The organism is Crossiella sp. NPDC003009 (genome assembly GCF_053591555.1).
The window spans coordinates 24,191-46,226 of the sequence record NZ_JBSFUA010000053.1 but is presented as its reverse complement, the minus strand read 5'-3'; the positions used below and the strand labels follow the sequence as shown (position 1 = coordinate 46,226).

21 protein-coding genes and 1 tRNA gene are annotated in these 22,036 nt (G+C 72.0%); 17 read left to right on the top strand and 5 right to left on the bottom strand.

The features are described from left to right. Window position 1 precedes the first annotated feature (1 nt). From fdhF to ACWDY5_RS35485, 3 genes are read right to left on the bottom strand one after another with little or no spacing between them, the layout of a single operon-like run. The gene (gene fdhF / locus ACWDY5_RS35495) at window positions 2-2,806 is read right to left on the bottom strand and encodes a formate dehydrogenase subunit alpha (RefSeq protein ID WP_449726504.1); all 2,805 of its coding nucleotides are present in this window, start codon (window positions 2,804-2,806) and stop codon (window positions 2-4) included. Beyond that, complete coding sequence (locus ACWDY5_RS35490; RefSeq protein ID WP_449726503.1) at window positions 2,803-4,356, bottom strand: formate dehydrogenase beta subunit; 1,554 nt, start codon at window positions 4,354-4,356, stop codon at window positions 2,803-2,805. The genes fdhF and ACWDY5_RS35490 overlap by 4 nt, the downstream gene beginning before the upstream one ends. Beyond that, a complete protein-coding gene (locus ACWDY5_RS35485; protein ID WP_449726502.1) occupies window positions 4,353-4,838 on the bottom strand; it encodes a formate dehydrogenase subunit gamma in 486 nt (161 codons plus the stop codon). Before ACWDY5_RS35485 ends, ACWDY5_RS35490 begins: the two co-directional genes overlap by 4 nt. A 162-nt stretch (window positions 4,839-5,000) precedes the next feature. On the opposite strand from ACWDY5_RS35485, the gene ACWDY5_RS35480 reads away from it, so the two are divergent. After that, window positions 5,001-5,375: a YciI family protein gene (locus ACWDY5_RS35480; RefSeq protein WP_449726501.1), complete on the top strand. Its 375-nt coding sequence runs from the start codon at window positions 5,001-5,003 to the stop codon at window positions 5,373-5,375. Further along, window positions 5,372-6,586, top strand: coding sequence for an RNA polymerase sigma factor (locus ACWDY5_RS35475; RefSeq protein WP_449726500.1), 1,215 nt, complete (start codon window positions 5,372-5,374; stop codon window positions 6,584-6,586). Before ACWDY5_RS35480 ends, ACWDY5_RS35475 begins: the two co-directional genes overlap by 4 nt. Window positions 6,587-6,593: 7 nt before the next feature. Here ACWDY5_RS35475 and ACWDY5_RS35470 read toward each other — a convergent pair whose 3' ends face one another. Beyond that, window positions 6,594-6,968, bottom strand: coding sequence for a PH domain-containing protein (locus ACWDY5_RS35470; RefSeq protein ID WP_449726499.1), 375 nt, complete (start codon window positions 6,966-6,968; stop codon window positions 6,594-6,596). Between the two features lie 228 nt (window positions 6,969-7,196). Here ACWDY5_RS35470 and ACWDY5_RS35465 point away from each other — a divergent pair, with 228 nt between their 5' ends. The 13 genes from ACWDY5_RS35465 (at window position 7,197) to ACWDY5_RS35405 (ending at window position 20,161) form a co-directional block, all read left to right on the top strand. Then, window positions 7,197-9,005 (top strand): DEAD/DEAH box helicase, encoded by a 1,809-nt coding sequence (locus ACWDY5_RS35465; RefSeq protein ID WP_449726498.1) that lies wholly within the window; start codon window positions 7,197-7,199, stop codon window positions 9,003-9,005. Next, complete coding sequence (locus ACWDY5_RS35460; protein WP_449726497.1) at window positions 9,002-9,532, top strand: hypothetical protein; 531 nt, start codon at window positions 9,002-9,004, stop codon at window positions 9,530-9,532. The genes ACWDY5_RS35465 and ACWDY5_RS35460 overlap by 4 nt, the downstream gene beginning before the upstream one ends. Before the next feature lie 76 nt (window positions 9,533-9,608). After that, complete coding sequence (locus tag ACWDY5_RS35455) at window positions 9,609-11,054, top strand: carboxylesterase/lipase family protein (protein WP_449726496.1); 1,446 nt, start codon at window positions 9,609-9,611, stop codon at window positions 11,052-11,054. A 59-nt stretch (window positions 11,055-11,113) separates the two neighbouring features. Continuing rightward, on the top strand, window positions 11,114-13,267 hold the full coding sequence (locus tag ACWDY5_RS35450) for an MMPL family transporter (RefSeq protein WP_449726495.1): 2,154 nt from the start codon (window positions 11,114-11,116) through the stop codon (window positions 13,265-13,267). A gap of 28 nt (window positions 13,268-13,295) precedes the next feature. After that, window positions 13,296-13,625 carry an ArsR/SmtB family transcription factor gene (locus tag ACWDY5_RS35445; protein WP_449726494.1) on the top strand — a complete coding sequence of 110 codons (330 nt, stop codon included), beginning with the start codon at window positions 13,296-13,298 and terminating at the stop codon, window positions 13,623-13,625. Window positions 13,626-13,628: 3 nt separating this feature from the next. Continuing rightward, window positions 13,629-13,898: a hypothetical protein gene (locus ACWDY5_RS35440; protein WP_449726493.1), complete on the top strand. Its 270-nt coding sequence runs from the start codon at window positions 13,629-13,631 to the stop codon at window positions 13,896-13,898. A 64-nt stretch (window positions 13,899-13,962) separates the two neighbouring features. Then, on the top strand, window positions 13,963-14,970 hold the full coding sequence (locus ACWDY5_RS35435; RefSeq protein ID WP_449726492.1) for an ADP-ribosylglycohydrolase family protein: 1,008 nt from the start codon (window positions 13,963-13,965) through the stop codon (window positions 14,968-14,970). Continuing rightward, window positions 14,967-15,899 carry a PfkB family carbohydrate kinase gene (locus ACWDY5_RS35430; RefSeq protein ID WP_449726491.1) on the top strand — a complete coding sequence of 311 codons (933 nt, stop codon included), beginning with the start codon at window positions 14,967-14,969 and terminating at the stop codon, window positions 15,897-15,899. The genes ACWDY5_RS35435 and ACWDY5_RS35430 overlap by 4 nt, the downstream gene beginning before the upstream one ends. Next, on the top strand, window positions 15,896-17,317 hold the full coding sequence (locus ACWDY5_RS35425; protein ID WP_449726490.1) for a purine-cytosine permease family protein: 1,422 nt from the start codon (window positions 15,896-15,898) through the stop codon (window positions 17,315-17,317). Before ACWDY5_RS35430 ends, ACWDY5_RS35425 begins: the two co-directional genes overlap by 4 nt. A 118-nt stretch (window positions 17,318-17,435) precedes the next feature. Continuing rightward, a complete protein-coding gene (locus tag ACWDY5_RS35420; protein ID WP_449726489.1) occupies window positions 17,436-17,846 on the top strand; it encodes an FAD-dependent monooxygenase in 411 nt (136 codons plus the stop codon). A gap of 46 nt (window positions 17,847-17,892) precedes the next feature. Then, window positions 17,893-18,171, top strand: coding sequence for a hypothetical protein (locus ACWDY5_RS35415; protein WP_449726488.1), 279 nt, complete (start codon window positions 17,893-17,895; stop codon window positions 18,169-18,171). Next, a complete protein-coding gene (locus tag ACWDY5_RS35410) occupies window positions 18,168-19,133 on the top strand; it encodes an alpha/beta fold hydrolase (protein WP_449726487.1) in 966 nt (321 codons plus the stop codon). Before ACWDY5_RS35415 ends, ACWDY5_RS35410 begins: the two co-directional genes overlap by 4 nt. A 95-nt stretch (window positions 19,134-19,228) precedes the next feature. Then, complete coding sequence (locus tag ACWDY5_RS35405; protein WP_449726486.1) at window positions 19,229-20,161, top strand: DMT family transporter; 933 nt, start codon at window positions 19,229-19,231, stop codon at window positions 20,159-20,161. Here ACWDY5_RS35405 and ACWDY5_RS35400 read toward each other — a convergent pair. Next, window positions 20,109-20,918, bottom strand: a complete 810-nt coding sequence (locus ACWDY5_RS35400) for a maleylpyruvate isomerase family mycothiol-dependent enzyme (RefSeq protein WP_449726485.1) — start codon at window positions 20,916-20,918, stop codon at window positions 20,109-20,111. The genes ACWDY5_RS35405 and ACWDY5_RS35400 overlap by 53 nt on opposite strands. A 44-nt stretch (window positions 20,919-20,962) precedes the next feature. On the opposite strand from ACWDY5_RS35400, the gene ACWDY5_RS35395 reads away from it, so the two are divergent. Further along, on the top strand, window positions 20,963-21,904 hold the full coding sequence (locus ACWDY5_RS35395; protein WP_449726484.1) for a helix-turn-helix domain-containing protein: 942 nt from the start codon (window positions 20,963-20,965) through the stop codon (window positions 21,902-21,904). Between the two features lie 24 nt (window positions 21,905-21,928). After that, window positions 21,929-22,002 (top strand) — tRNA-Leu (locus tag ACWDY5_RS35390). Window positions 22,003-22,036 lie beyond the last annotated feature (34 nt).

Sequence of the window (22,036 nt, the reverse complement as noted above, 5' to 3'; positions counted from 1 at the left end):
GTTACTCCACCAGCGCTTCGGCCGCTTCGGCCTGGGACGGGGCAACCGGGCTGCGCAGTCCGACCTGGACCGCGGTGACCTTGTACTCGGGGCAGTTGGTGGCCCAGTCGGAGTTCTCCGTGGTGACCACGTTCGCCCCGGTGACCGGGTGGTGGAAGGTGGTGTAGACGACGCCGACCGGCATCCGGTCCGAGAGCACCGCGCGCAGCGTGGTCTCGCCGACCCGGCTGGCCAGTGAGACCTCGTCGCCGTCGTTGATGCCGCGCACCTCCGCGTCGTGCGGGTGGATCTCCAGCAGGTCCTCCGGGTGCCAGGCCACGTTCTTGGTGCGCCTGGTCTGCGCGCCCACGTTGTACTGGCTGAGGATCCGGCCGGTGGTCAGGATCAGCGGGAACTTGCGGGTGCTGCGTTCCTGGGTGGGCACGTAGGTGGTCGGCACGAAGTGGCCCTTGCCGCGGACGAACCCGTCCACGTGCATGATCGGCGTGCCCTCCGGCGCATTGGCGTTGCACGGCCACTGGATGCTGCCCAGCTTGTCCAGCCGCTCGAAGCTGACCCCGGCGAAGGTGGGGGTGGTCGCGGCGATCTCGTCCATGATCTCGCTGGTGTCGTGCCAGGACATCGGGTAGTCCATGGCCTGGGCGATCTCGGCCACGATCTGCCACTCGTGCTTGCCGGTCTTGGGCGCCATCACCGGGCGGACCCGGTTGATCCGGCGCTCGGCGTTGGTGAAGGTGCCGTCCTTCTCCAGGAACGAGGTGCCCGGCAGGAAGACGTGCGCGAACTTCGCGGTCTCGTTGAGGAACAGGTCCTGCACCACCACCAGGTCCATCGCGCGCAGCGCGCTGAAGACGTGGTTGGTGTTGGGGTCGGACTGGGCGATGTCCTCACCATGCACGAACAGCGCCCGGAAGCTGCCGTCGATGGCGGCGTCGAACATGTTGGGGATGCGCAGGCCCGGCTCGGCCATGATCGGCCGCTGCCACAGGGTCTCGAAGACCTCCCGGACCGCCTCGTCGGAGACGTGCCGGTAGCCGGGCAGCTCGTGCGGGAAGGAGCCCATGTCGCAGGAGCCCTGCACGTTGTTCTGCCCGCGCAACGGGTTCACGCCCACACCGTCGCGGCCGATGTTGCCGGTGGCCATGGCCAGGTTCGCCATGCCCATCACCATGGTGGAGCCCTGACTGTGCTCGGTGACGCCGAGGCCGTAGTAGATGGCCGCGTTGCCGCCGGTGGCGTAGAGCCGGGCCGCCGCGCGCAGCTCGGCCGCCGGGACCCCGCTGAGCTCCTCGGTGGCCTCCGGGCTGTTCTCCGGCCTGGCGATGAACTCCGCCCACTCCTCGAAGCCCTCACAGCGTTCGTCCACAAAGGACTGGTCCACCAGGCCCTCGGTGACGATCACGTGCGCCATCGCGTTCACCACGGCCACGTTCGCGCCCGGCTTGAGCTGGAGGTGGTGCTGGGCCTCGATGTGCGGGGAGCGGACCAGGTCGATCCGGCGCGGGTCGATCACCACCAGCTTGGCGCCCTCGCGCAGCCGCTTCTTCATCCTGGAGGCGAACACCGGGTGGCCGTCGGTCGGGTTGGCCCCGATCACCACGATCACATCGGCCTGCGCCACCGACTTGAAGTCCTGGGTGCCCGCGCTGGTGCCGAAGGTCTGCTTGAGGCCGTAGCCGGTGGGGGAGTGGCAGACCCGCGCGCAGGTGTCCACGTTGTTGTTGCCGAAGGCCGCGCGGACCATCTTCTGCACCGCGTAGACCTCCTCGTTGGTGCACCGGGAGGAGGTGATGCCGCCGATGGAGGCCGGACCGTAGCGGGCCTGGATCTCGCGCATCCTGGTGGCCACGGTGGTGATCGCGGTCGCCCAGTCCACCACCCGCCACGGCTCGTCGATGCTGTCCCGCACCATCGGTTCGAGCTGGCGGTCCGGGTGGGTGGCGTAGCCGAAGGCGAAGCGGCCCTTGACGCAGGAGTGGCCCTCGTTCGCGCCGCCGTCCTTGTACGGCACCATCCGCACCAGCTCGGTGCCGCGCAGCTCGGCCTTGAACGAGCAGCCGACCCCGCAGTACGCGCAGGTGGTGATCACGCTGCGGGTGGGCATGCCCAGCTCGATGACCGACTTCTCCTGCAGCGTCGCGGTCGGGCAGGCCTGCACGCAGGCGCCGCAGGAGACGCACTCGGAGTCCATGAACAGCTCGCCCGCGCCGGCGGAGACCTTGGAGTCGAAGCCCCGGCCCTCGATGGTCAGCGCGAAGGTGCCCTGCACCTCGCCGCAGGCCCGCACGCAGCGGGAGCAGGCGATGCACTTGGACGGGGTGAAGTCGAAGTAGGGGTTGCTGCTGTCGGTCTCCAGGTCGAGGTGGTTCTCGCCCTCGTAGCCATAGCGCACCTGCCGCAGCCCGACCACGCCGGACATGTCCTGCAGCTCGCAGTCCCCGTTGGCCGAACAGGTCAGGCAGTCCAGCGGGTGGTCGGAGATGTAGAGCTCCATCACGCCCTGCCGCAGCTTCTCCAGCTTCGGCGACTGCGTGCTGACCCGCATGCCCTCGGCCACCGGTGTGGTGCAGGAGGCCGGGGTGCCGCGGCGGCCGTCGATCTCGACCAGGCACAGCCGGCAGGAACCGAAGGCCTCCAACGAGTCGGTGGCGCACAGCTTGGGGATGTCGATGCCGGTCTCGGCCGCGGCGCGCATCACCGAGGTGCCCTCGGGCACCCGCACCGGCATGCCGTCGACCTCGATGCTGACGGTGGCCTCGCCCGGTTTGGCCGGGGTGCCGAGGTCGTGTTCCTTGAACAGAGTCATGATGCCGTCCCCTCGTGACGGGCGGTGAAGTCATCCGGGAAGTGCCGCAACGCGGACAGGACCGGGTTCGGCGTCAACCCGCCCATCGCGCACAGCGAACCTTCGGTCATCAGCTCGCACAGATCGCCCAGCAGCGCGAGGTTGGTGTCCGGGTCGACGCCCGCGACGATCCGGTCGATGGTCTCCACCCCGCGCACCGAGCCCACCCGGCACGGGGTGCACTTGCCGCAGGACTCCTCGGCGCAGAACTCCATGGCGAAGCGGGCCATGGCCGCCATGTCCACGGTGTCGTCGAAGACCACGATGCCGCCGTGCCCGAGCATCGCCTGTGCCGCGGTGAACGCCTCGTAGTCCAAAGGAATGTCCATTGTGGACGCCGGGAGGTACGCGCCCAGTGGCCCGCCGACCTGCACCGCGCGCACCGGCCGACCGGACCGGGTGCCGCCGCCGTAGTCGTTGACCAGCTCGGCCAGCGACATGCCGAAGGCGGTCTCGAACACCCCGCCGTGCTTGATGTTGCCGGCCAGCTGGAAGACCTGGGTGCCCAGCGAGCGGCCGACACCCAGCGCGGCGTAGGCCGCCGCACCGTGGGCCAGGATGCTGGGCACCGAGGCCAGGGTGAGCACGTTGTTCACCACGGTCGGCTTGCCGAACAGGCCGGTGATCGCCGGGATGGGCGGTTTCGCCCGCACCATCCCGCGTTTTCCCTCCAGGCTCTCCAGCATCGAGGTCTCTTCACCGCAGATGTAGGCGCCCGCGCCTACCCGCACGAACAGGTCGAAGCGCTGCCCCGAGCCGAGGTAGTCCTGGCCGAGCCAGCCGCGCGCGTAGGCCACCTCGATGGCCTGGCGCAGGGTGGCCACCGCGTCCGGGTACTCCGAGCGCAGGTACACGTACCCCTCGGTGGCCCCGGTGGCATACGCCGCGATGGCCATGCCCTCGATCAGGCAGAACGGGTCGCCCTCGATCAGCATCCGGTCGGCGAAGGTGCCCGAGTCGCCCTCGTCGGCGTTGCAGCACACGAACTTCAGCTCGCCGTCGGCCTTGAGCACGGTGTTCCACTTGATCCCGGCCGGGAAGCCCGCGCCGCCGCGGCCGCGCAGCCCGGAGTCGGTGACCTCCTTGACCACCTCGGCCGGGTCCATGGCCAGCGCCCGCCGCAGGCCGGCCATGCCGCCGTTGGCCAGGTAGTCCTCGGCGGAGACCGGGTCGGTGACGCCGACCCTGGCGAAGCACAGCCGCTGCTGCGCGACCATCCAGGGCAGCTGCTCGACCAGGCCGAGGCGCTTGTCGTGCGCCCCGCCGGTGAACAGCCCGGCCTTGACCAGCTCGGGCACCTCGCCCGCGGAGACCGGCCCGTAGCCGATCCGGCCCGCGTCGGTGGCCACCTCCACCAGCGGCTCCAGCCACAGCATGCCGCGGGATCCGTTGCGCACCAGGCGCACCTGGATCCCGGCGGCCGCGGCCTCCCGGCTGATCGCGCTCGCCACCGCGTCCGCGCCCACCGAACAGGCGGCGGAGTCGCGGGGCACGTAAACCGTGATCGTCATGCGCGTTCCGCCTCCGCGTCGAGGATGCCATCGAGTTTCGCCGGGTCCAGTCGTCCGTACAAGCGCCCGTTCACCTGACCCGCCGGTCCCAGCGCGCAGTTGCCCAGGCAGAACACCTGCTCCAGGGTCACCCGGCCGTCCGGGGTGGTCGAGCCGAGCTTGCTGCCCAGCCTGGCCTCGGCGTGCGCGATGAGGTCCTCCGCGCCCACGGACTGGCAGGCCTCGGCGCGGCACAGCTTGACCACGGTCCGGCCCGCGGGTTCGGCGCGGAAGTCGTGGTAGAAGGTCACCACGCCGTGCACCTCGGCCCTGGACAGGTTCAGCTCGGCGGCCAGCACCGGGACCATCGCCTGATCGATGTAGCCGAACTCGGCCTGCAGGCTGTGCAGGATCGGCAGCAGCGCGCCCCGATCACCGCGATGCCGGTCGACCACCGAGCGCACCCGGTCCATCATCGAAGGCTCGCCCGTGTTTGTCGGCATGCCCGTGTCTCCCATCGTGCATACGGTATACACAACGTTAGTCCGATCCTGCGCCGAAAAAAAGAGCGACTTGTGCCGGGGGCGTGTCGAGATCGGCGAACCGGCTCCGATCAGGGTGTGTACGGTGCCCAACGGGGGCGTCGTGGACACGAGGAGCACGTCGTGAAGTTCTTGCTGATCATGCAGGTCAACCCGGCCATCCTGGACGCGCTGACCGAAGAGGAGCGCGCCGCGATCGGGGAGGGCCACGGCGAGTTCATCCGCACCATCCAGGCCTCCGGCGAGCTGATCCTGACCCAGGCCCTGGCCGACCCGGCCGCCAGCGCGGTGGTGCGCGCGGCCGAGGGCCAGCCGGTGGTCACCGATGGCCCCTTCCTGGAGGCCAAGGAGTTCATGGGCGGCTTCTACCTGGTCGAATGCGAGAACAAGGAACGGGCGCTGGAGCTGGCCAAGCTGATCCCGGACACCAAGATCCCGGGACTCGCGGTTGAGGTCCGGCCGGTGATGTTCTCCGGCGGCATGGAGCTGGAGATGTGAGCACCTCAGACGTCGAGGACCTGATCCGCGAGCTCGCGCCCCAGGTCCTCGGCGTCCTCGTCCGGCGGCACGGCCAGTTCGACGCCTGCGAGGACGCCGTGCAGGAAGCCCTCCTGGACGCCAGCACCCAGTGGGCGGCCGGGCCGCCGGAGAACCCGCGCGGCTGGCTGCTGACCGTGGCCACCCGGCGGCTCACCGACGCCTGGCGCAGCGACTCGGCCCGCCGCCGCCGCGAACAGGCCTTCGCGCTCGACCCGGAGGCCCCGGCCCCGGACGGACCGCCGGCCGAGGACGACTCGCTCACCCTGCTGTTCCTGTGCTGCCACCCCGAGCTGAGCGCGCCGTCCCAGCTCGCGCTGACCCTGCGCGCGGTCGGCGGCCTGAGCACCGCGCAGATCGCCAGCGCCTTCCTGGTGCCCGAGGCGACCATGGCGCAGCGGATCAGCCGGGCCAAGGCGCGGATCAAGGCCACCGGGTCCGCCTTCGGCCCGCCGCCCGCCCGGGAGCGGGACGAGCGGCTCCGGGTGGTGCTGCACGTGCTGTACCTGATCTTCAACGAGGGCTACACCGCCTCCAGCGGCGAAGAGCTGCAACGCCTCGAGCTGGCCGCGGAGGCGATCCGGCTGGCCCGCCTGGTGCACCGGCTGGCCCCGGCCGACAGCGAGACCGGCGCGCTGCTGGCGCTGATGCTGCTCACCCACGCCCGCCGCGCCGCCCGCACCGGCCCCGGCGGCGCGCTCATCCCGCTCAACGAACAGGACCGCACCCGCTGGGACCAGGCCGCCATCACCGAGGGCCTGACCCTGCTCCGGCACACCCTGTCCACCGGCGCGCTCGGCCCCTACCTGGTGCAGGCCGCGATCGCGGGCACGCACGCCGAGGCCGCCCGCCCCGAGGACACCGACTGGCCGCAGATCCTGGTGCTCTACGGCATCCTGGAGCGGATCGCGCCCAACCCGGTGGTCACCCTCAACCGCGCCATCGCCCTGGCCATGGTCAACGGCGCCAAGGCAGGCCTCGACCTGCTCGACGAGCTCGCCGCCGACGACCGCCTGCGCGCCAGCCACCGCCTGGACGCCGTCCGCGCCCACCTGCTGGAGCTCGACGACCAGCCCGAGGCCGCCGCCGAGGCCTACCACCGCGCCGCCCGCCGCACCGCCAGCCAGCCGGAACAGCGCTACCTGCTGGCCAAGGCGGCGAAGCTGAGCTGACCCGGCGTCAGAGGGTGTGCTGGGCGATGAGCTGGCCGATGGCGCGCACGTCGGAGTCGCCGCGGAACTCCAGCCGGACCTTGCCCAGACCGCTGAACCACAGCTCCAGCTCAGCGTCCAGGTCGAAGGTGCCCGCGGTCTCGATGGAGAACGCCTGCACCTTGTTGTAGGGCAGCGAGGTGAAGTCCTTCTTCTTGCCGAGCATGCCCTGCACGTTCACCGCGATCAGCCGCTTGTTGGTGAACACCACGTAGTCCCGCACGGACTTGAACGCGGCGATCAGCTGTTCCCCGGGGATGATGATCGGCGCGATGGATCCGGCGATGTCCTCGGGACGGCACGGCGAGAGCTTGAATACGGAAGCCTTCTCGAAGTCGATCACGTTTTCCACTGTACCGACGCGGCGAGGTCCGTGCCGTCAGCTTCCAGGACCCCGTGCAGGTCAGCCGTGGGTATGACAACCCTGATTTGTCAAGGACGGATTTCCGGGGATACACGGATTCGGATTTGTCAAATGCCGGATTCATTAGCGCGAGCGCAATCCGCGAGGTAGTCTCGATTGCCCATCGAGATTCCGTCCCGGCCACCGCCATGCCCCGAAAGGGAGGTCATGCCGACCTCGCACGTCCAGCTCCAGGCCACGTTCCTGCCAGCCGAGGGCGCGTTCGCCTGGTGGGGCCCGCCCGACCCGGCCGCCGCGCTGGCCGCGGCCGGGCTGCCGGTGGGCCGGGCCGCCGAATGCCGGCTGGCCCGCCCGGTGGGCGGCCGGATCACCGTGCTGCCCACCCCGGTGCGCCTGGTGGACCTGGACCTCGCGCTGCCCGCGCTGCTGAGCACCACCGCCGAGCTCAGCCCCGCCGCCCGCGCCTGGCGGCAGGCGGCCCAGCACCCGGACGCCGACCTCCCGCTGCCCCCGGCCGCGCACGCGGTGCCCAACGCCGAGGGCACCGCGATCAGCTCGCCCGCCGCGCTGCTGCGCCAGTTCCGGCAGGCCGCCCGCACCCGCGACGAGCTGCGCGCGGCCGAGGTGCGTGCGGAGCTGCGGCCATACCAGGTCACCGGGGTGGCCTGGCTGCGCTCGGTGCCTGGCGGCGGCATCCTGGCCGACGAGATGGGCCTGGGCAAGACGCTCCAGGCGATCAGCCTGCTGGCCACCCGCCCCGGGCCGCACCTGGTGGTCTGCCCGACCTCGCTGGTCGGCAACTGGCGGCGCGAGCTGGACCGCTTCGCCCCCAGCCTGCCGGTGCGCGCCCACCACGGCCCCCGGCGCACCCTGGCCGGCCTGGCCGCCGAGGTCGTGGTGACCAGCTACGGCGCGCTGCGCGCCGACGCCGACCAGCTGGCCGGGACCAGCTGGGACACGGTGATCTTCGACGAGGCGCAGCAGATCAAGAACCCGGACTCGCTGGCCGCCAAGGCCGCCACCCGGCTGACCGCGCGGCTACGGATCGCGCTCACCGGCACCCCGGTGGAGAACCGCCTCGACGACCTGTGGGCCATCCTCAACGTCACCCGCCCCGGCCTGCTCGGCACCAGGGGCCGGTTCCGGCAGCGGTTCGCCGCGCCCATCCAGCAGCGCCGCTCGGTCACCGCGGCCCAGCGCCTGCACGCGCTGATCGACCCGCACCTGTTGCGCCGCACCAAGTCCGAGGTGGCCACCGACCTGCCGCCCAAGCTGTACACGACCGTGGCCTGCACGCTCACCGATGAGCAGATCCGGCTGTACCGGGACGCGGTGGACCGCGCCTTCACCGACGGCCTCGGCTCCGGCATCGAGCGCCGCGGCCGGGTGCTGGCCCTGCTGACCGCGCTGAAGCAGGTCTGCAACCACCCGGCCCAGCTGCTCGGCCAGGACGGCCCGCTGCCCGGCCGCTCCGGCAAGTTCGACCGGGCCAGCGAGATGCTCGCCGAGATCGTCGAGGACGGCGACCGCGCGCTGGTGTTCACCCAGTACCGCGCCATGGGCGAGCTGCTCTCCCGCCACCTCACCGAGACCCTGGGCGGTCCGGAGATCCCGTTCCTGCACGGCGGGCTGACCGCCGACCGCAGGGACAAGCTGGTGCAGGCCTTCCAACACGACGAGGACGCGCCGCCGATCCTGTTGCTGAGCCTGCGCGCCGCCGGGTTCGGCCTCAACCTGACCAGGGCGGGTCACGTGCTGCACTACGACCGCTGGTGGAACCCGGCGGTGGAGGAACAGGCCACCGACCGCGCGCACCGCATCGGCCAGCACCGGGTGCTCACCGTGCACACGCTGGTCACCGGCGGCACCGTGGAGGAGCACATCGCCCGGATGCACGAGACCAAACGGGCGCTGGCCGACCTGGTCTCCGGCGACACCGACACCGCGCTGGCCAACCTGCCCGATGAGGACCTGCACCGCGTGCTCGACCTGAACCTGGAGGGGATCGGCCGATGATCGCCGAGTACGGCGCCACCGCCTGGGGGCACGCCTGGCTGCGCATCGCCGAGCCCACCAGGGTCACCCGCCCCAACCCGTTGCTGCCCAGGGCCCGCAACCTGGTCCGCGACAACGGCATCACCGACCTGACCGTGGCCCCCGGCCTGCTCACCGCCGGCTCCGGCCAGTACCGGGTGAGCATCGAGATCCCGCTCTGGCCAGCCGAGTCCGCCGCCTTGGTGGCCAAGCTGCTCGCCGGCCTTCCGCCCAGCCTGGTGCCCGGCGACCTGCCCGACTCGCTGGCCGCCGAGCTGCGCGCCCACGACATCGCCATCGCCCCGCCTCCGGAGGAGCTCACCCCGCACTGCGACTGCCGCGACCGCCGACCGCACTGCCTGCACGTGCTGGCCGCCCTCTACACCCTGGTCCAGCTGGTCGACGAACGCCCGGCGCTGGCGGTGGAACTGCGCGGCGTCACCGCCACCACCGCCGACCCGGACTGGATCCCGCTCAGCGAGCTCAGCGTGGCCGGGTTCTACGGCTGACTACGCCGATCCACGTAGGCCGGATACGGCGGCGCGGGGACGCCCCGGCAGTCCCCGCGCTGCCACCGTGTCCGCCATGCGAAAAGCGATACTCACCACCCTGACCCTCGCGCTGCTGGGACTGCCGGGCGTCGCGGCCGCCGACCCCGGCGAGCTCGCCGCCACCGGCTCGGGCTGGGTGCGTGGCCGGGTCACCGCCGAACACCGCGTGTACCAAGGCATTCCGTACGCCGAAGCGGCCCGCTGGCAGCCTCCAGGTCCGCCCCGGCCCTGGACCGGTGTCCGCGAGGCCACCCAGCCCGGCCCGGCCTGCGCCCAGCCCGGCAGGCCCGGCGAGGTGCGCGGCAGCGAGGACTGCCTGTCCCTGAACATCCACCGTCCACAAGGGACAGACAGGCTGCCGGTGCTGGTGTTCGTGCCCGGCGGCGGTTTCACCACCGGCGCGGGCGGCGACTACGACCCCAGCCGGCTCGCCGCCCGCGGCAAGGTCCTGGTGGTCACCCTCAACTACCGCCTGGGCGCACTGGGTTTCCTGGCCCACCCCGACCTCGGACCGGATGCCGGGAACCTGGGCATCCAGGACCAGCAGGCCGCGCTGCGCTGGGTCAGGGCCAACATCGCCTCCTTCGGCGGCGACCCGGCCAAGGTCACGCTGTGGGGCCAGTCCGCCGGTGGCTACAGCGTCTGCGCGCACCTGGCCAGCCCGGCCTCCCGCGGCCTGTTCCAGCGGGCCATCGTGCACAGCGCCCCGTGCGCCAACCCGATGGTCGAGCGCGCCGAGGCCGAGCGCCGCGCCCGCGCCACCGCCGGCACCCTCGGCTGCCCCGACGCGGCCTGCCTGCGCGGCCTGCCGCTGACCTCCCTGGTAGGCCTGCACCAGGACCAGGTTTCCGTGCTGCGCCGCGACTTCAACGGCCGCCCCTGGCTGCCGGTGGCCGGCACCCCAACCCTGCCAGCCCAACCGCTGACCACACAGGTCCCGCTGCTGCTGGGCGGCACCGCCGACGAGATGCGCCCGTTCGTCGCCCCGCACCGCGCCCTCACCGCCGAGGACTACCCCAACCTGGTCACCAGCCTGTTCGGCACGGACGCCCCGGCGGTCCTCGCCCAGTACCCCGCCACCACCGAACCCACGCCCGCGCTCACCCTGGCCCGCCTGCTCACCGACCACGGCGGCGCGCTCGGCGCCTGCACCCAGCTGCCGGTCGTCGCGGCCGCCAGGAAACCCGTGCACACCTTCGAGTTCGCCGAACCCACCGGCCACGTGCTGGGCGAGTTCCCCTACGGCGCGGCCCACGGCGCCGAACTCCGCTACCTGCTCGACCTCAGCTGGCCGCAGCCGCCGCTGACCCCGGCCCAGCAGGCCCTGGCCGACCGCATGATCGAGCACTGGGCGGCCTACGCGCACACCGGCGACCCCGGCTGGTCCCGGCACGGCACCCGCCGGTTCACCGCCGAGCGCACCACCCGGATCGACCTGGCCGCCGAGCACAACTGCGGGTTCTGGTCCCAGCTCAGGTGACAACCCGGGATGGCACCTGCTAACTTTCGTTTGCAGGTGACTGACTGGGGGAGAACGTGATGACACTGACCGATCGGATCGCGGCCTGGGCCACCCGGCACCGCCGGGCCGCGATCCTGGGCTGGCTGGGCCTGGTGCTGCTCGCGTTCCTGGCCAGCGTGCTGGTAACCGGACCCAACGCGCGCAACGTGGACCCCGGCGACACCGGGCGAGCGCAGTCCACATTGGACAAGCAGGACGGCTACCTGCCGGTGGAGGAGAAGGTCCTCATCCAAGCCCACGCGCCGAGCGGGCACTTCGGCAACAGCCCGGAGCTGCGCAGGGTCACCGAGGACCTGGTAGCTGAGCTGACTCGACGGCCCGACGCGGTCACCGACGTCCGCTCACCGCTGGAAACCCGTTGGCAGGACCACATCTCCGCAGACGGCCGCTCGGGCCTGGTCACCTTCAAGCTGGCCTGGCCGGTGGAGAAACTGTCCGAGCACTTCGCCTTCGCCACCGGCGCGGTCCAGGCGGTCGCCGCCCGGCATCCCGCGGTCCGGCTGGCCCAGGCGGGGGACCGCAGCCTGGCCAGCGCGGTCGACGAGTCCATCAAGGCCGACCTGGAACGCTCGCACCTGCTGTCCCTGCCGCTGGTGCTGATCATCCTGCTCATCGTGTTCGGCTCGCTGGTCGCCGCCGGCATCCCGGTGCTGCTCACCGTCAGCGGACTGGCGGCCACCTTCACCCTGCTGTCGGTGATCGGCAAGGTGGTCGCCGTCAACAGCGCGGTCTCGGCGCTGATCCTGCTGGTCGGCGTGGCCGTGGGCATCGACTACTCGCTGTTCTACCTGCGCCGCTATCGCGAGGAACGACAGTCCGGAGTGGACGATGAGACCGCGTTGCGCACCACCGCCCGCACCTCGGGGCACGTGGTGCTGGTCTCCGGCCTGACCGTGATTCTGTGCCTGAGCGGCCTGGCGCTGACCGGGCTCGGCGTGCTCACCGGCGGTGCGATCGGCATGGCCGTGGTGGTCGGACTGGCCATGGTCGCCTCGGTGACCGTGCTGCCCGCCATCCTGGCCGCGCTGCGGCACCGGGTGGACAGCGGCCGCATTCCCTGGCTGGGCAAGGACCGGACCGCGGCGCGCGAGTCCCGGATCTGGTCCGGCGTGGCCACCAGGGTGGCGCGGCGGCCGGTGCTGTGGGGCGGGGCCGCGGTGCTCGCGCTGCTGGCCATGGCCGTGCCCGCGCTGGACATGAAGCTCCAGGACGCCGCCCCGGTCAACAGCCTGCCGCGCAGCGTGCCCCAGGTGGACGCGGCGCTGCGCATGCAGGAAGCCTTCCCCGGCGCGCCCACCCCGGCCAGGGTGGTGATCTGGCAGCGCGATGAGTCCACAGTGGACGGAATGCTGGCCGCGGCGCTGGTGGACCGGCTGCGCGGTCAGGTCAAGGACAGCGGTGGCCTGCTGGCCGGTCCGCTGACCGTGGACCGGGTGGGCAAGGCGCTGGTGGTCCGGATGCCGCTGGCCGGCTCCGGCACCGACGACACCTCAGTGCGGGCGCTGGAGCACCTGCGGCACAAGGTGATCCCCGAGGCCCTCGGCGTGCTCGGGCAGCTGGACGTCGCGGTGTCCGGGCGGACCGCGCAGACCACCGACTTCACCGCCCAGCTGCGCGAACGCACCCCGCTGGTGTTCGGCTTCGTGCTGCTGCTGTCGTTCCTGTTGCTGGTGCTCGTCTTCCGCTCGCTCACCGTGCCGCTGGTCTCCATCGCGCTGAACCTGCTCGCCATCGGCGCGGCCTACGGCGTGATCACCTGGATCTTCCAGTACGGCAACCTCAGCGGCCTGCTCGGCTTCACCCCCTACGGCGGGGTGATGGGCTGGCTGCCGCTGTTCATGTTCGTGGTCCTTTTTGGACTGAGCATGGACTACCACATCTTCATCCTCAGCCGGATCCGCGAACGCTGGCGCGCGGGCCTGCCGGCCAAGGAGGCGGTGGTCAGCGGACTCGGCGCCAGCGCGGGCGTGGTCACCAGCGCCGCGGTGATCATGACCGTGGTGTTCGCCGTGTTCGTCACGCTCACCTCGATCGAGAACAAGATGCTCGGCGTCGGCCTCGCGGTCGCCGTGCTGCTGGACGCCACCCTGGTCCGCGGCGTCCTGGTACCGGCCGCGCTGGCCCTGCTCGGCGAGCGAGCCTGGCGCTTCCCAGGACGGCGAGCGCACTAACCTTGCTGCTCATGTGCTGGATACCGCGATGACCGGGAAGCCGCCGACGGGGGACGACCTCCTGCGGGTGCTGGCCACCCTGGCCAACCCGCACCGGCTCCGGGTGGTCGCGGCCCTGGCCGCCGAGCGTCAGTACGTCAGCGCGCTGGCCCGCGATCTCGGCATCAGCCGGGCGCTGCTCCAGGTGCACCTGCGCAAGCTGGAGGCGGCCGGGCTGGTGAGTGCTCAGCTGGAGCTGTCCGCGGACGGCAAGGCGATGAAGTTCTACGAGGTGACCCCGTTCGCGATCGAGCTGACCCCGGCCAGCGTCGCGACCGCCGCCCGCACCCTCAGCACACCGGAAGAACAGGAAAACTGACCCATGGGCGTCCGTGCCTGGCAGGAACTCGTCGGCGTGTTCGGCGTCTTCACGCTGATCACCGTGGTACTGACCGTGATCATCTGGCAGAGCTTCATCTCGGTGCGCGCCAAGGCCAGCGCCGCCCGCGAACAGGCCTACCAGGAGCTGGCCGCCCGCGCGGTGGCCGCGCAGGAGCAGACCGCCCGGGAGCTGACCGAGGCCAGGACCCAGCTCACCGAGGTGCAGACCAGGCTGACCTCGGTGGAGCGGATCCTGCGCGAGGTCGAGTGATCACCGCAGGCTGAGCCCGGCCGGTCCGGACCGATTGCCGGGGCCGACCCGCGGGTGTAGTGCTATGCACATGCATTCATGGGTCGGCCGGGCGCGTGGGGCCCTCGCCGGGCTCGCGCTGGGCGACGCCCTGGGCATGCCGACCCAGTCGATGTCGCCCGCCGCCATCGCCGGATGCTACGGCCGGATCACCGGACTGGTGGATGCCGTTGCCGCCCAACCGATCGCGCCCGGCATGCCGGCCGGATCGGTCACCGACGACACCGAACAGGCGCTGCTGCTCGCCCGGCTGCTGATCGAGGGCCAAGGGCAGGTCGAACCGAGGGAGTTCGGCGAGGCGCTGCTGGCCTGGGAGGCGGTGATGATCCGCCGTGGCTCGGCGGATCTGCTTGGCCCGTCCACAAAACTGGCCCTGGAACGGCTCGCGCGGGGTGAGCCGCCCACCGAGACCGGGCGGGACGGCACGACCAACGGCGCGGCCATGCGGGTCGCCCCGGTCGGCATCGCGGTCCCACCGGATGACCTCGATCGGCTGGCCGACGCGGTCGCGGAGACCGCCATGGTCACCCACGGCACCAGCACCGGCCTGGCCGCGGCGGTCGCGGTGGCCGCCACGGTGTCCGCCGGAGTCGCCGGTTCCAGCCTGTCCGAGGCCCTTGACCTGGGCGAACAGGGTGCGCAACGCGGTGCCCGGCGCGGGCGCTGGGTCGCCGGCGGGGAGATCGCCGCCCGGATCCGCTGGGCGAGGGGCTGGGTGCGCGGGATCGCGCGGGAGGACCTGGCCGCCGCCATCGGCACGGTGATCGGCACCTCGGTGGCCGCGCAGGAGTCCGTGGTGGCCGCGTTCGCGCTGGCCGAGGCGCTCGGCGAGCGGCCGCTGGAGGCGTTGCTGCTGGCCGCGAACCTGGGCGGGGACACCGACACGGTGGCCGCGATCTGCGGCGCGCTGCTCGGCGCCTGCCACGGCAGCGAGGCCCTGCCCGCCGACCTGCTCGCCAGGGTCCTGCGTGTGAACGCTCTCACGCTGGATCCCCTGGTGCACGGGTTGCTCGCGCTCCGGGGCCGGGCGTGAGCGGGCAGCTCGTGTTCACCGGCCAGGTGGTGGTCGACCTGGTGCTCACCGTCTCCGGCCTGCCACCGCTGGGCGGCGACGTGCTGGCCTCGGCGGTGAAACTGACCCCCGGCGGCGGCTTCAACGTGATGTCCGCGGCCACCCGCTCCGGCGCGGAGGTGCTCTACGCGGGCAGCCACGGCAGCGGCAGCTTCGGCGACCTGGCCAGGGCGGCGATGCTGGCCGAGGGCATCACCGTGGTCAACCCGCCCACCCCCGGCGCGGACACCGGCATCGTGGTGGTGCTGGTGGACGAGGAGACCGGCGAGCGCACCTTCGTCACCGGCGTGGGCGCGGAGGGCGTGCTGGATCCCGGTCAGCTGGACCTGGTGCACCCCAGCGCGGCGGACATGGTCTATGTCAGCGGGTACAGCCTGCTGCACGCGGCCAACCGGGACGCGCTGCTGGACTGGCTGGGCAGGCTGCCCAGTCCGACCGTGCTGTTCGACCCCGGCCCGCTGGTGGAGCAGGTCGTCTGGTCCGACCTGACCGCGGTGCTGTCCAGAGTGGACATACTGAGCTGCAACGCCCGTGAGGCCAAACAACTTTCCCGCACCAACACCACCCGCGCCGCCGCGGCCGCGCTGGCCACCCTGGTGCCCAGCTTCGCCACCGTGATCGTCCGGGACGGCCCGGCCGGCTGCCTGCTGCAGCGGGACGGGCGGATCACCACGGTCGCCGGGTTCAACGTGGACGCGGTGGACACCAACGGCGCCGGGGACGCGCACTGCGGCGCGCTGCTGGCGGAGTTGTTGCGCGGCAACGGAATGTTCGAGGCGACCAGGTACGCCAACGCCGCGGCCGCGATCGCGGTCACCCGGGAGGGACCGGCCACCGCGCCGGTGCGGGCGGAGATCGAGCAGCTGATCGGAACGGGGTTCTGGGCATGAGCGAACCGCTGAAGGTGGAGACGCACGGCATCAACGTGATCGGCGACGCCGACCGGCACGGCACGCCCCGGCAGCTGTTCTGGCCCTGGTTCGGCGCGAACGTCTCGGTGCTCGGCCTCAGCTACGGCTCCTTCGTGCTCGGCTTCGGCCTGTCCTTCTGGCAGGCCGTCTCCGTCGCCGTGCTGGGCATCGTGTTCTCCTTCCTGCTCTGCGGATTCGTCGCGGTGGCCGGCAAACGCGGCTCCGCGCCCACCATGCTGCTCAGCCGCGCGGCCTTCGGCGTGCGCGGCAACCGCCTGCCCTCGGCCATCTCCTGGCTGCTCACCGTCGGCTGGGAAACCGTGCTGGCCACCCTGGCGACGCTGGCCACCGCGACGGTGTTCGAGCGCCTCGGCTGGGGCGGCGGCGTGACCACGAAGGTGTTGGCGCTGCTGGTGGTCACCGTGCTGGTGGTCGGGGCGGGAGTGCTCGGCTTCGCCACCATCATGCGGCTGCAAACGGTGATCACCGTGGTCACCGGCGCGCTCACCCTGGTCTACCTCGGCCTGGTCGCCGACCACATCGACTGGGCCGCGGTCACCGCGCTGCCCGCCGGGACCGCGAGCCAGTTCCTCGGCGCGCTGGTGTTCCTGATGACCGGCTTCGGCCTCGGCTGGGTCAACGCCGCCGCCGACTACTCCCGTTACCTGCCAAGGCAAACCCGCAGCCGCGCGGTGGTCGGCTGGACCACCTTCGGCGCCAGCCTGGCCCCCGTGGTGCTGCTGCTGTCCGGCCTGCTGCTCGCCGGCTCCGCGCCCCAGCTCAACGCCGCCATCGCCACCGACCCCATCGGCGCGCTGACCACCCTGCTCCCGGTGTGGTTCCTGGTGCCCTTCGCCCTGGTCGCGGTGCTGGGCCTGGTCGGCGGCGCGGTGCTGGACATCTATTCCTCCGGCCTGGCCCTGCTCGCCGCCGGCGCCAAGATCTCCCGGCCGACGGCGGCGTTCATCGACGGCGTGCTGATGGTGCTGGGCACGGTCTACCTGGTCTTCCTCGGCGGCGCCTTCCTCGGCCAGTTCCAGGGTTTCCTCACCACTCTCGGCGTCCCGGTGGCCGCCTGGTGCGGCATCATGCTCGCCGACCTGGCCCGCCGCCGCCGTGACTACGCCGAACCCGACCTGCACGACCCGGCAGGCCGCTACGGCGATGTGCGCTGGGGCCCGGTCCTGCTGATCGTGGCCGCCACCGCGCTGGGCTGGGGCCTGGTCACCAACACCGCCGCGGGCTGGCTCGGCTGGCAGGGCTACCTGCTCGCCCCACTGGGCCTGGCCCAGGACTTCTCCGGAGCCAACCTCGGCGTCCTGCTCGCCCTGGGCCTGGGCTTCGTGATCACCCTGCTGACCAACCGGCGAGTGGTCGCCGCACAGGAGGCGGCATGACCGTTCACTCGGCGAAGACCACCCTCCGGCGGCGCGGTGACGTGGAGCAGGCCGCCTTCGCCGCGCCGCCTTCGGCCCCGGCCCCACCGGCCGCGCGCTCGGCGAGGCGCTGCGGGCCATGGAGAACGCCGAGGAGCTGCTGTTCGACTCGGTCGAGCAGGTCAAGATGGACCGCTGGCCCCAGGGCCGGGTGGTGCTGGTCGGTGACTCGGCCTGGTGCGTGACGCCGTGCGCGGGCATGGGCGTCTCCGCCGGACTGGCCGCGGCCGGCCTGCTCGGCACCATGCTGGAGCGGCACCCGCGCGCGCTGGCCGCCTGGGAGGCCAAGCTGCGGCCCAGCATCGAGTACTACCAGCAGATCGGACTGGAACAGCAGGCGTTCTCCACCCCCACCAGCCGGTTCCAGATCGGGCTGCGCAAGATGCTGACGCGCTGGCAGAAGTGGCCGCTGGCCGGGCGCTGGCTGCGGGCGATGTGGGAGGACGGCAAGACGAGCCGCATGGAGGAGCAGGACATCGCGCGGGCATGATGGAGACGCGCCGCCGGCACCCGGCGCGCGGAACGGGAGATCGGCGATGGCTCAGCTGGTGGAGCAGGACTCGGGGAAGGCCGCGCGCATCCTCGCCGCCGCCAGGGAGTCCCTGGCCGCGGTGGACGAGATGATCGAGCTGTTCAGCACCGACCCGGACGCCGCCCGCCCGCACCGGTTCTGCCCGGTGCTGGTGCGCACCGCGCTGCTGGGGGAGCCGACCGCCGGTGCGGCCGAAGTCAGGGCCACCGCTGAGGAAGGGCTGCGCCTGCCGCACGCGCGGCGCGCGGACGTGCTGGCCAGCATCACCACCACCAAGGAATGAGGCGAACAGCGTTGCCACAGCACCGCGAAGTCTCCGTCAACGGCATCACCATGCACATCGCCGAACAGGGCGAGGGCCCACTTGTCCTGCTGCTGCACGGTTTCCCGGAGAGCTGGTACTCCTGGCGGCACCAGTTCCAGCCGCTGGCCGAGGCCGGCTACCACGTGGTCGCGCCGGACCAGCGCGGCTACGGCGGCACCGACCAACCGTCCGATGTGGACGACTACTCGATCTTCCACCTGGTCGGCGACGTGGTCGGGCTGATCCACGCGCTGGGGGAGCGGCAGGCCGTGGTCATCGGCCACGACTGGGGCGCCCCGGTGGCCTGGAACACCGCGATGATGCGGCCCGACCTGGTCCGCGGCGTGGGCGGGCTCAGCGTGGCGCCCGCCCCGCGTGGCCCGGTCCCGCCGCTGGTGGCCGCCCGGCAGCGCTTCGGTGACGGCTTCTACCAGATCTACTTCCAGGAACCCGGTGTCGCCGACGCCGAGCTCAACCAGGACATCCGCAGCACCTTCCGCAAGACCCTGGCCGCCACCTCCGGCGAGAGCGACAGCTCGGCCGCCACCCCGACCGCCCCGGCAGGCGGCGGCTTCCTCTCCGCCATGCCCGAGCCGAAGACCCTGCCCAGCTGGCTCACCGAGGCCGACATCGATGCCTACACCGAGCAGTACCAGCGCAACGGCTTCACCGGCGGCCTGAACTGGTACCGCAACATCGACCGCAACTGGGCGCTGACCGCCCCGTGGCAGGGCGCGCCGATCACCGCGCCCGCGCTGCACATCACCGGCGAACGGGACCTGGTCCGCGGCTTCTACCCGCCGGACTACCTGGAGCGGCTGCCCGAGCAGCTGCCCGGCCTGCGCACCGTGCTGGACCTGCCCGGCTGCGGGCACTGGACCCAGCAGGAACGCCCGGACGAGGTCAACAAGGCGCTGCTGGAGTTCCTGGCCGGTCTGTAGCTCAAGGTCTGATTCCCGCCAGCCACGCGCTGGCCCCGGCGGGTTGACTCCCTCCCGGACACCCGGTGTCAGCCGGCGGTCCGGGAGGGAACGTCGTGCCGGGAACCCGCGTCAGCACCCCGATCCAGTTCAGCCTGCTCGCGCTCACCTGGGGCGCCAGCTTCCTGTTCGTCAAGATCGCGCTCACCGGCCTGACCCCACCGCAGATCGTCTGGGGCCGCCTGGTCCTGGGCGCCCTCACCCTCGCGGCGATCATGCTGCTCACCCGGCGCTCGCTGCCCCGCGAACCGGCTCTGTGGGGCCACCTGACCGTGGTCTCGGTGCTGCTCTGCGTGCTCCCGTTCCTGCTGTTCGCCTGGGCGCAGAGCCACATCTCGGCCAGCCTGGCCAGCATCTACAACGCCACCACGCCCCTGTTCGCCACCGCCTTCGCCGCCGCCCTGCTCCGCACCGAACGCCTCACCCCGCACCGCCGCACCGGTTTGCTGCTTGGCTTCGCCGGCGTCCTGGTCATCATCAACCCGTTCGCCGCCACCCTCACCGGCAGCCTGCCGGCGCAACTGGCCTGCCTGGGCGCCACCACCAGCTACGGCCTGGCTTTCGCCTACCTGCGCCGCTTCCTCAGCCACCGGGACGTTCCCGCCATCACCCTGGCTTTCATCCAGGTGGCAGCGGGCGCGACCCTCATGCTGCTCACCACACCATTCCTGGGCACCCCAACGGATCTGTCCCTGCCCGTGCTGCTGAGCATGCTCGCCCTCGGCGCGCTGAGCACCGGCCTGGCCTACGTCTGGAACACCGCGGTGGTCCGCGACTGGGGCGCCGCCAACGCCGCCGCGGTCACCTACGTGACCCCCGTGGTCGGCGTCCTGCTCGGCGTGCTCGTCCTCGGCGAACCCCTTGCCTGGCACCAGCCCCTGGGCGCGGCCCTGGTGCTGCTGGGCATCCTGGCCGCCCACGGCAGACTGCGCCGGATCAGTAGGCGACGTGCGCCAGCCAGTCAGCCAGCAACGCCCGGTCCCCGGTGACGCTGACCCGGCCATCACCCGGATCCAGCCGCCGGGTCAGCACCAGCAGCACATCCCGGGTCCGCCCGGCCAGCACCACCTGGGCCCCCGCCAAGCCGTGCACCGCCGCCGCCCCCGCCGACTGTGCCCCCACCGCCCCCACTGGCTCCGCCGACTCCCGCTCCCACCGCGCCCCACCCGGCTCCCGAGTGATCAACCACCCCGCCTGCCCGTCCGTCGGCCGCACCGCCAGTCGCTGCCCGTCCCCGCGCAACCCGGCCAGCCCCGGCACCCAGGCCACCGCCTCCGGCGCGGTGATCAGCTCCAGCCCCTCGCAGATGGTGTCCGCGGCCAGCTCCGGCGCCACCGCGTAGTCCCGCCCGGCGACGTTGGCCGCGTCGAAGTGGTGCACCACCAGGTCGTGCAGCAGCCGCCGCAGCCAGAACCGCGGCGCCGCGGGCCCGAGGAAGGTCCACACCGGCTCCTCGCCCCGCAACTCCACCGCCTCGATCAGCTCGCGCACCCCGTCCACCAGCCAGCCACGCCAGGCCGAGGGCCGCCCGGGATCGGCCTCCTTCGGGTCCGGCACCGGCACCGCACTCCCGCCACGCACCAGCTCGCCAGCCCAACGGAACCCCTGCCCGATGTGCCCCACCAGGTCCCTGACCTGCCATTCCGGACAGGTCGGCACCCGGGCGGCCGGGTCAAGTCCATCCACCACGGAGGCGAAGGCCGCGATCTGGCCACGCGCCCACGCACTGAGTTGATCGGTCGTCATGTCGGTACCGTAGGAACTCCACTGGGGTGGAGGTTCGAGCGAAGGTGACCGAGGACACAGTCGGTATCGGCGAGCTGGCGCGGCTGACCGGGGTGCCGGTGCGCACCATCCGCTTCTACTGCGACGAGGGCGTGCTGGAGCCCGTGCGCACCACCGGCGGCCACCGCCGCTTCAGCCCCGCCACCGCCGACCGCCTCACCCTGGTCCGCAACCTCCGCGCCCTCGGCCTGGGCCTGCCCGCCATCACCACCGTCCTCAATGGACAAACCTCCCTGGCCGAAGCCATCACCGCCGAACGCGCCACCCTGGACGCCGAGCTGGCCGCCCTGTCCTGGCGCCAAGCCAGCCTCGCGGCCCTGGAACAAGCGGACCCCACCGCCCGCGCCGCCCGCCTGGCCCTGCTCGCCGCCGCCCAGGACGGCCCCACCGCCCACGCCGCGCTCGTCACCTTCTGGCGCCGGATCTTCGTCGCCCCAGCCCGCCCCGAAACCATCGAGATGTTCCTGCACGCCAGCGCCCCCGCCCCACCGGCGAACCCCACCCCGGCCCAGGTCACCGCCTACGCCGAAATGCTCACCCTGCTCGCCAGCCCCGCCCTACGCCACGGCCTGCTCCGCCAAGCCCACCGCAACCACGCCGACATCCCCGACGAGGACGCCCTGCACTGGTCCATCGGCCCCGCCTGCGACCAAGCCCGCGACCTCATCCTCACCCACCACCACCCCCGCCCCAGCCCCGCCCTGGACGCCTTCGTCACCGCCCACGCCCAAGCCCGCCACACCACCGACACCCCTGCCTTCCGCCGCACCCTCGCCGCCACCACCACCATCAACCGCCATCCCCACCTCCGCCGCTACTGGCACCTCACCGCCACCATCACCGGCGAACAGGTCAGCCCCGGCCAGGCGTACACGTGGCTGCTCGACGGGCTTGCCGCCACCGCTGAACCCCAGGCAGGTGACCCCGTGGGCGCTGGGGCGGAGTGATCGCGTATGGTTTCCGTGCCGAACGCCCCGGTAGCCCAACCGGCAGAGGCAGCGGACTCAAAATCCGTCCAGTGTGGGTTCGACTCCCACCCGGGGCACATCGTTCAAGCAGCGCAAATCAGCCTCTGACCA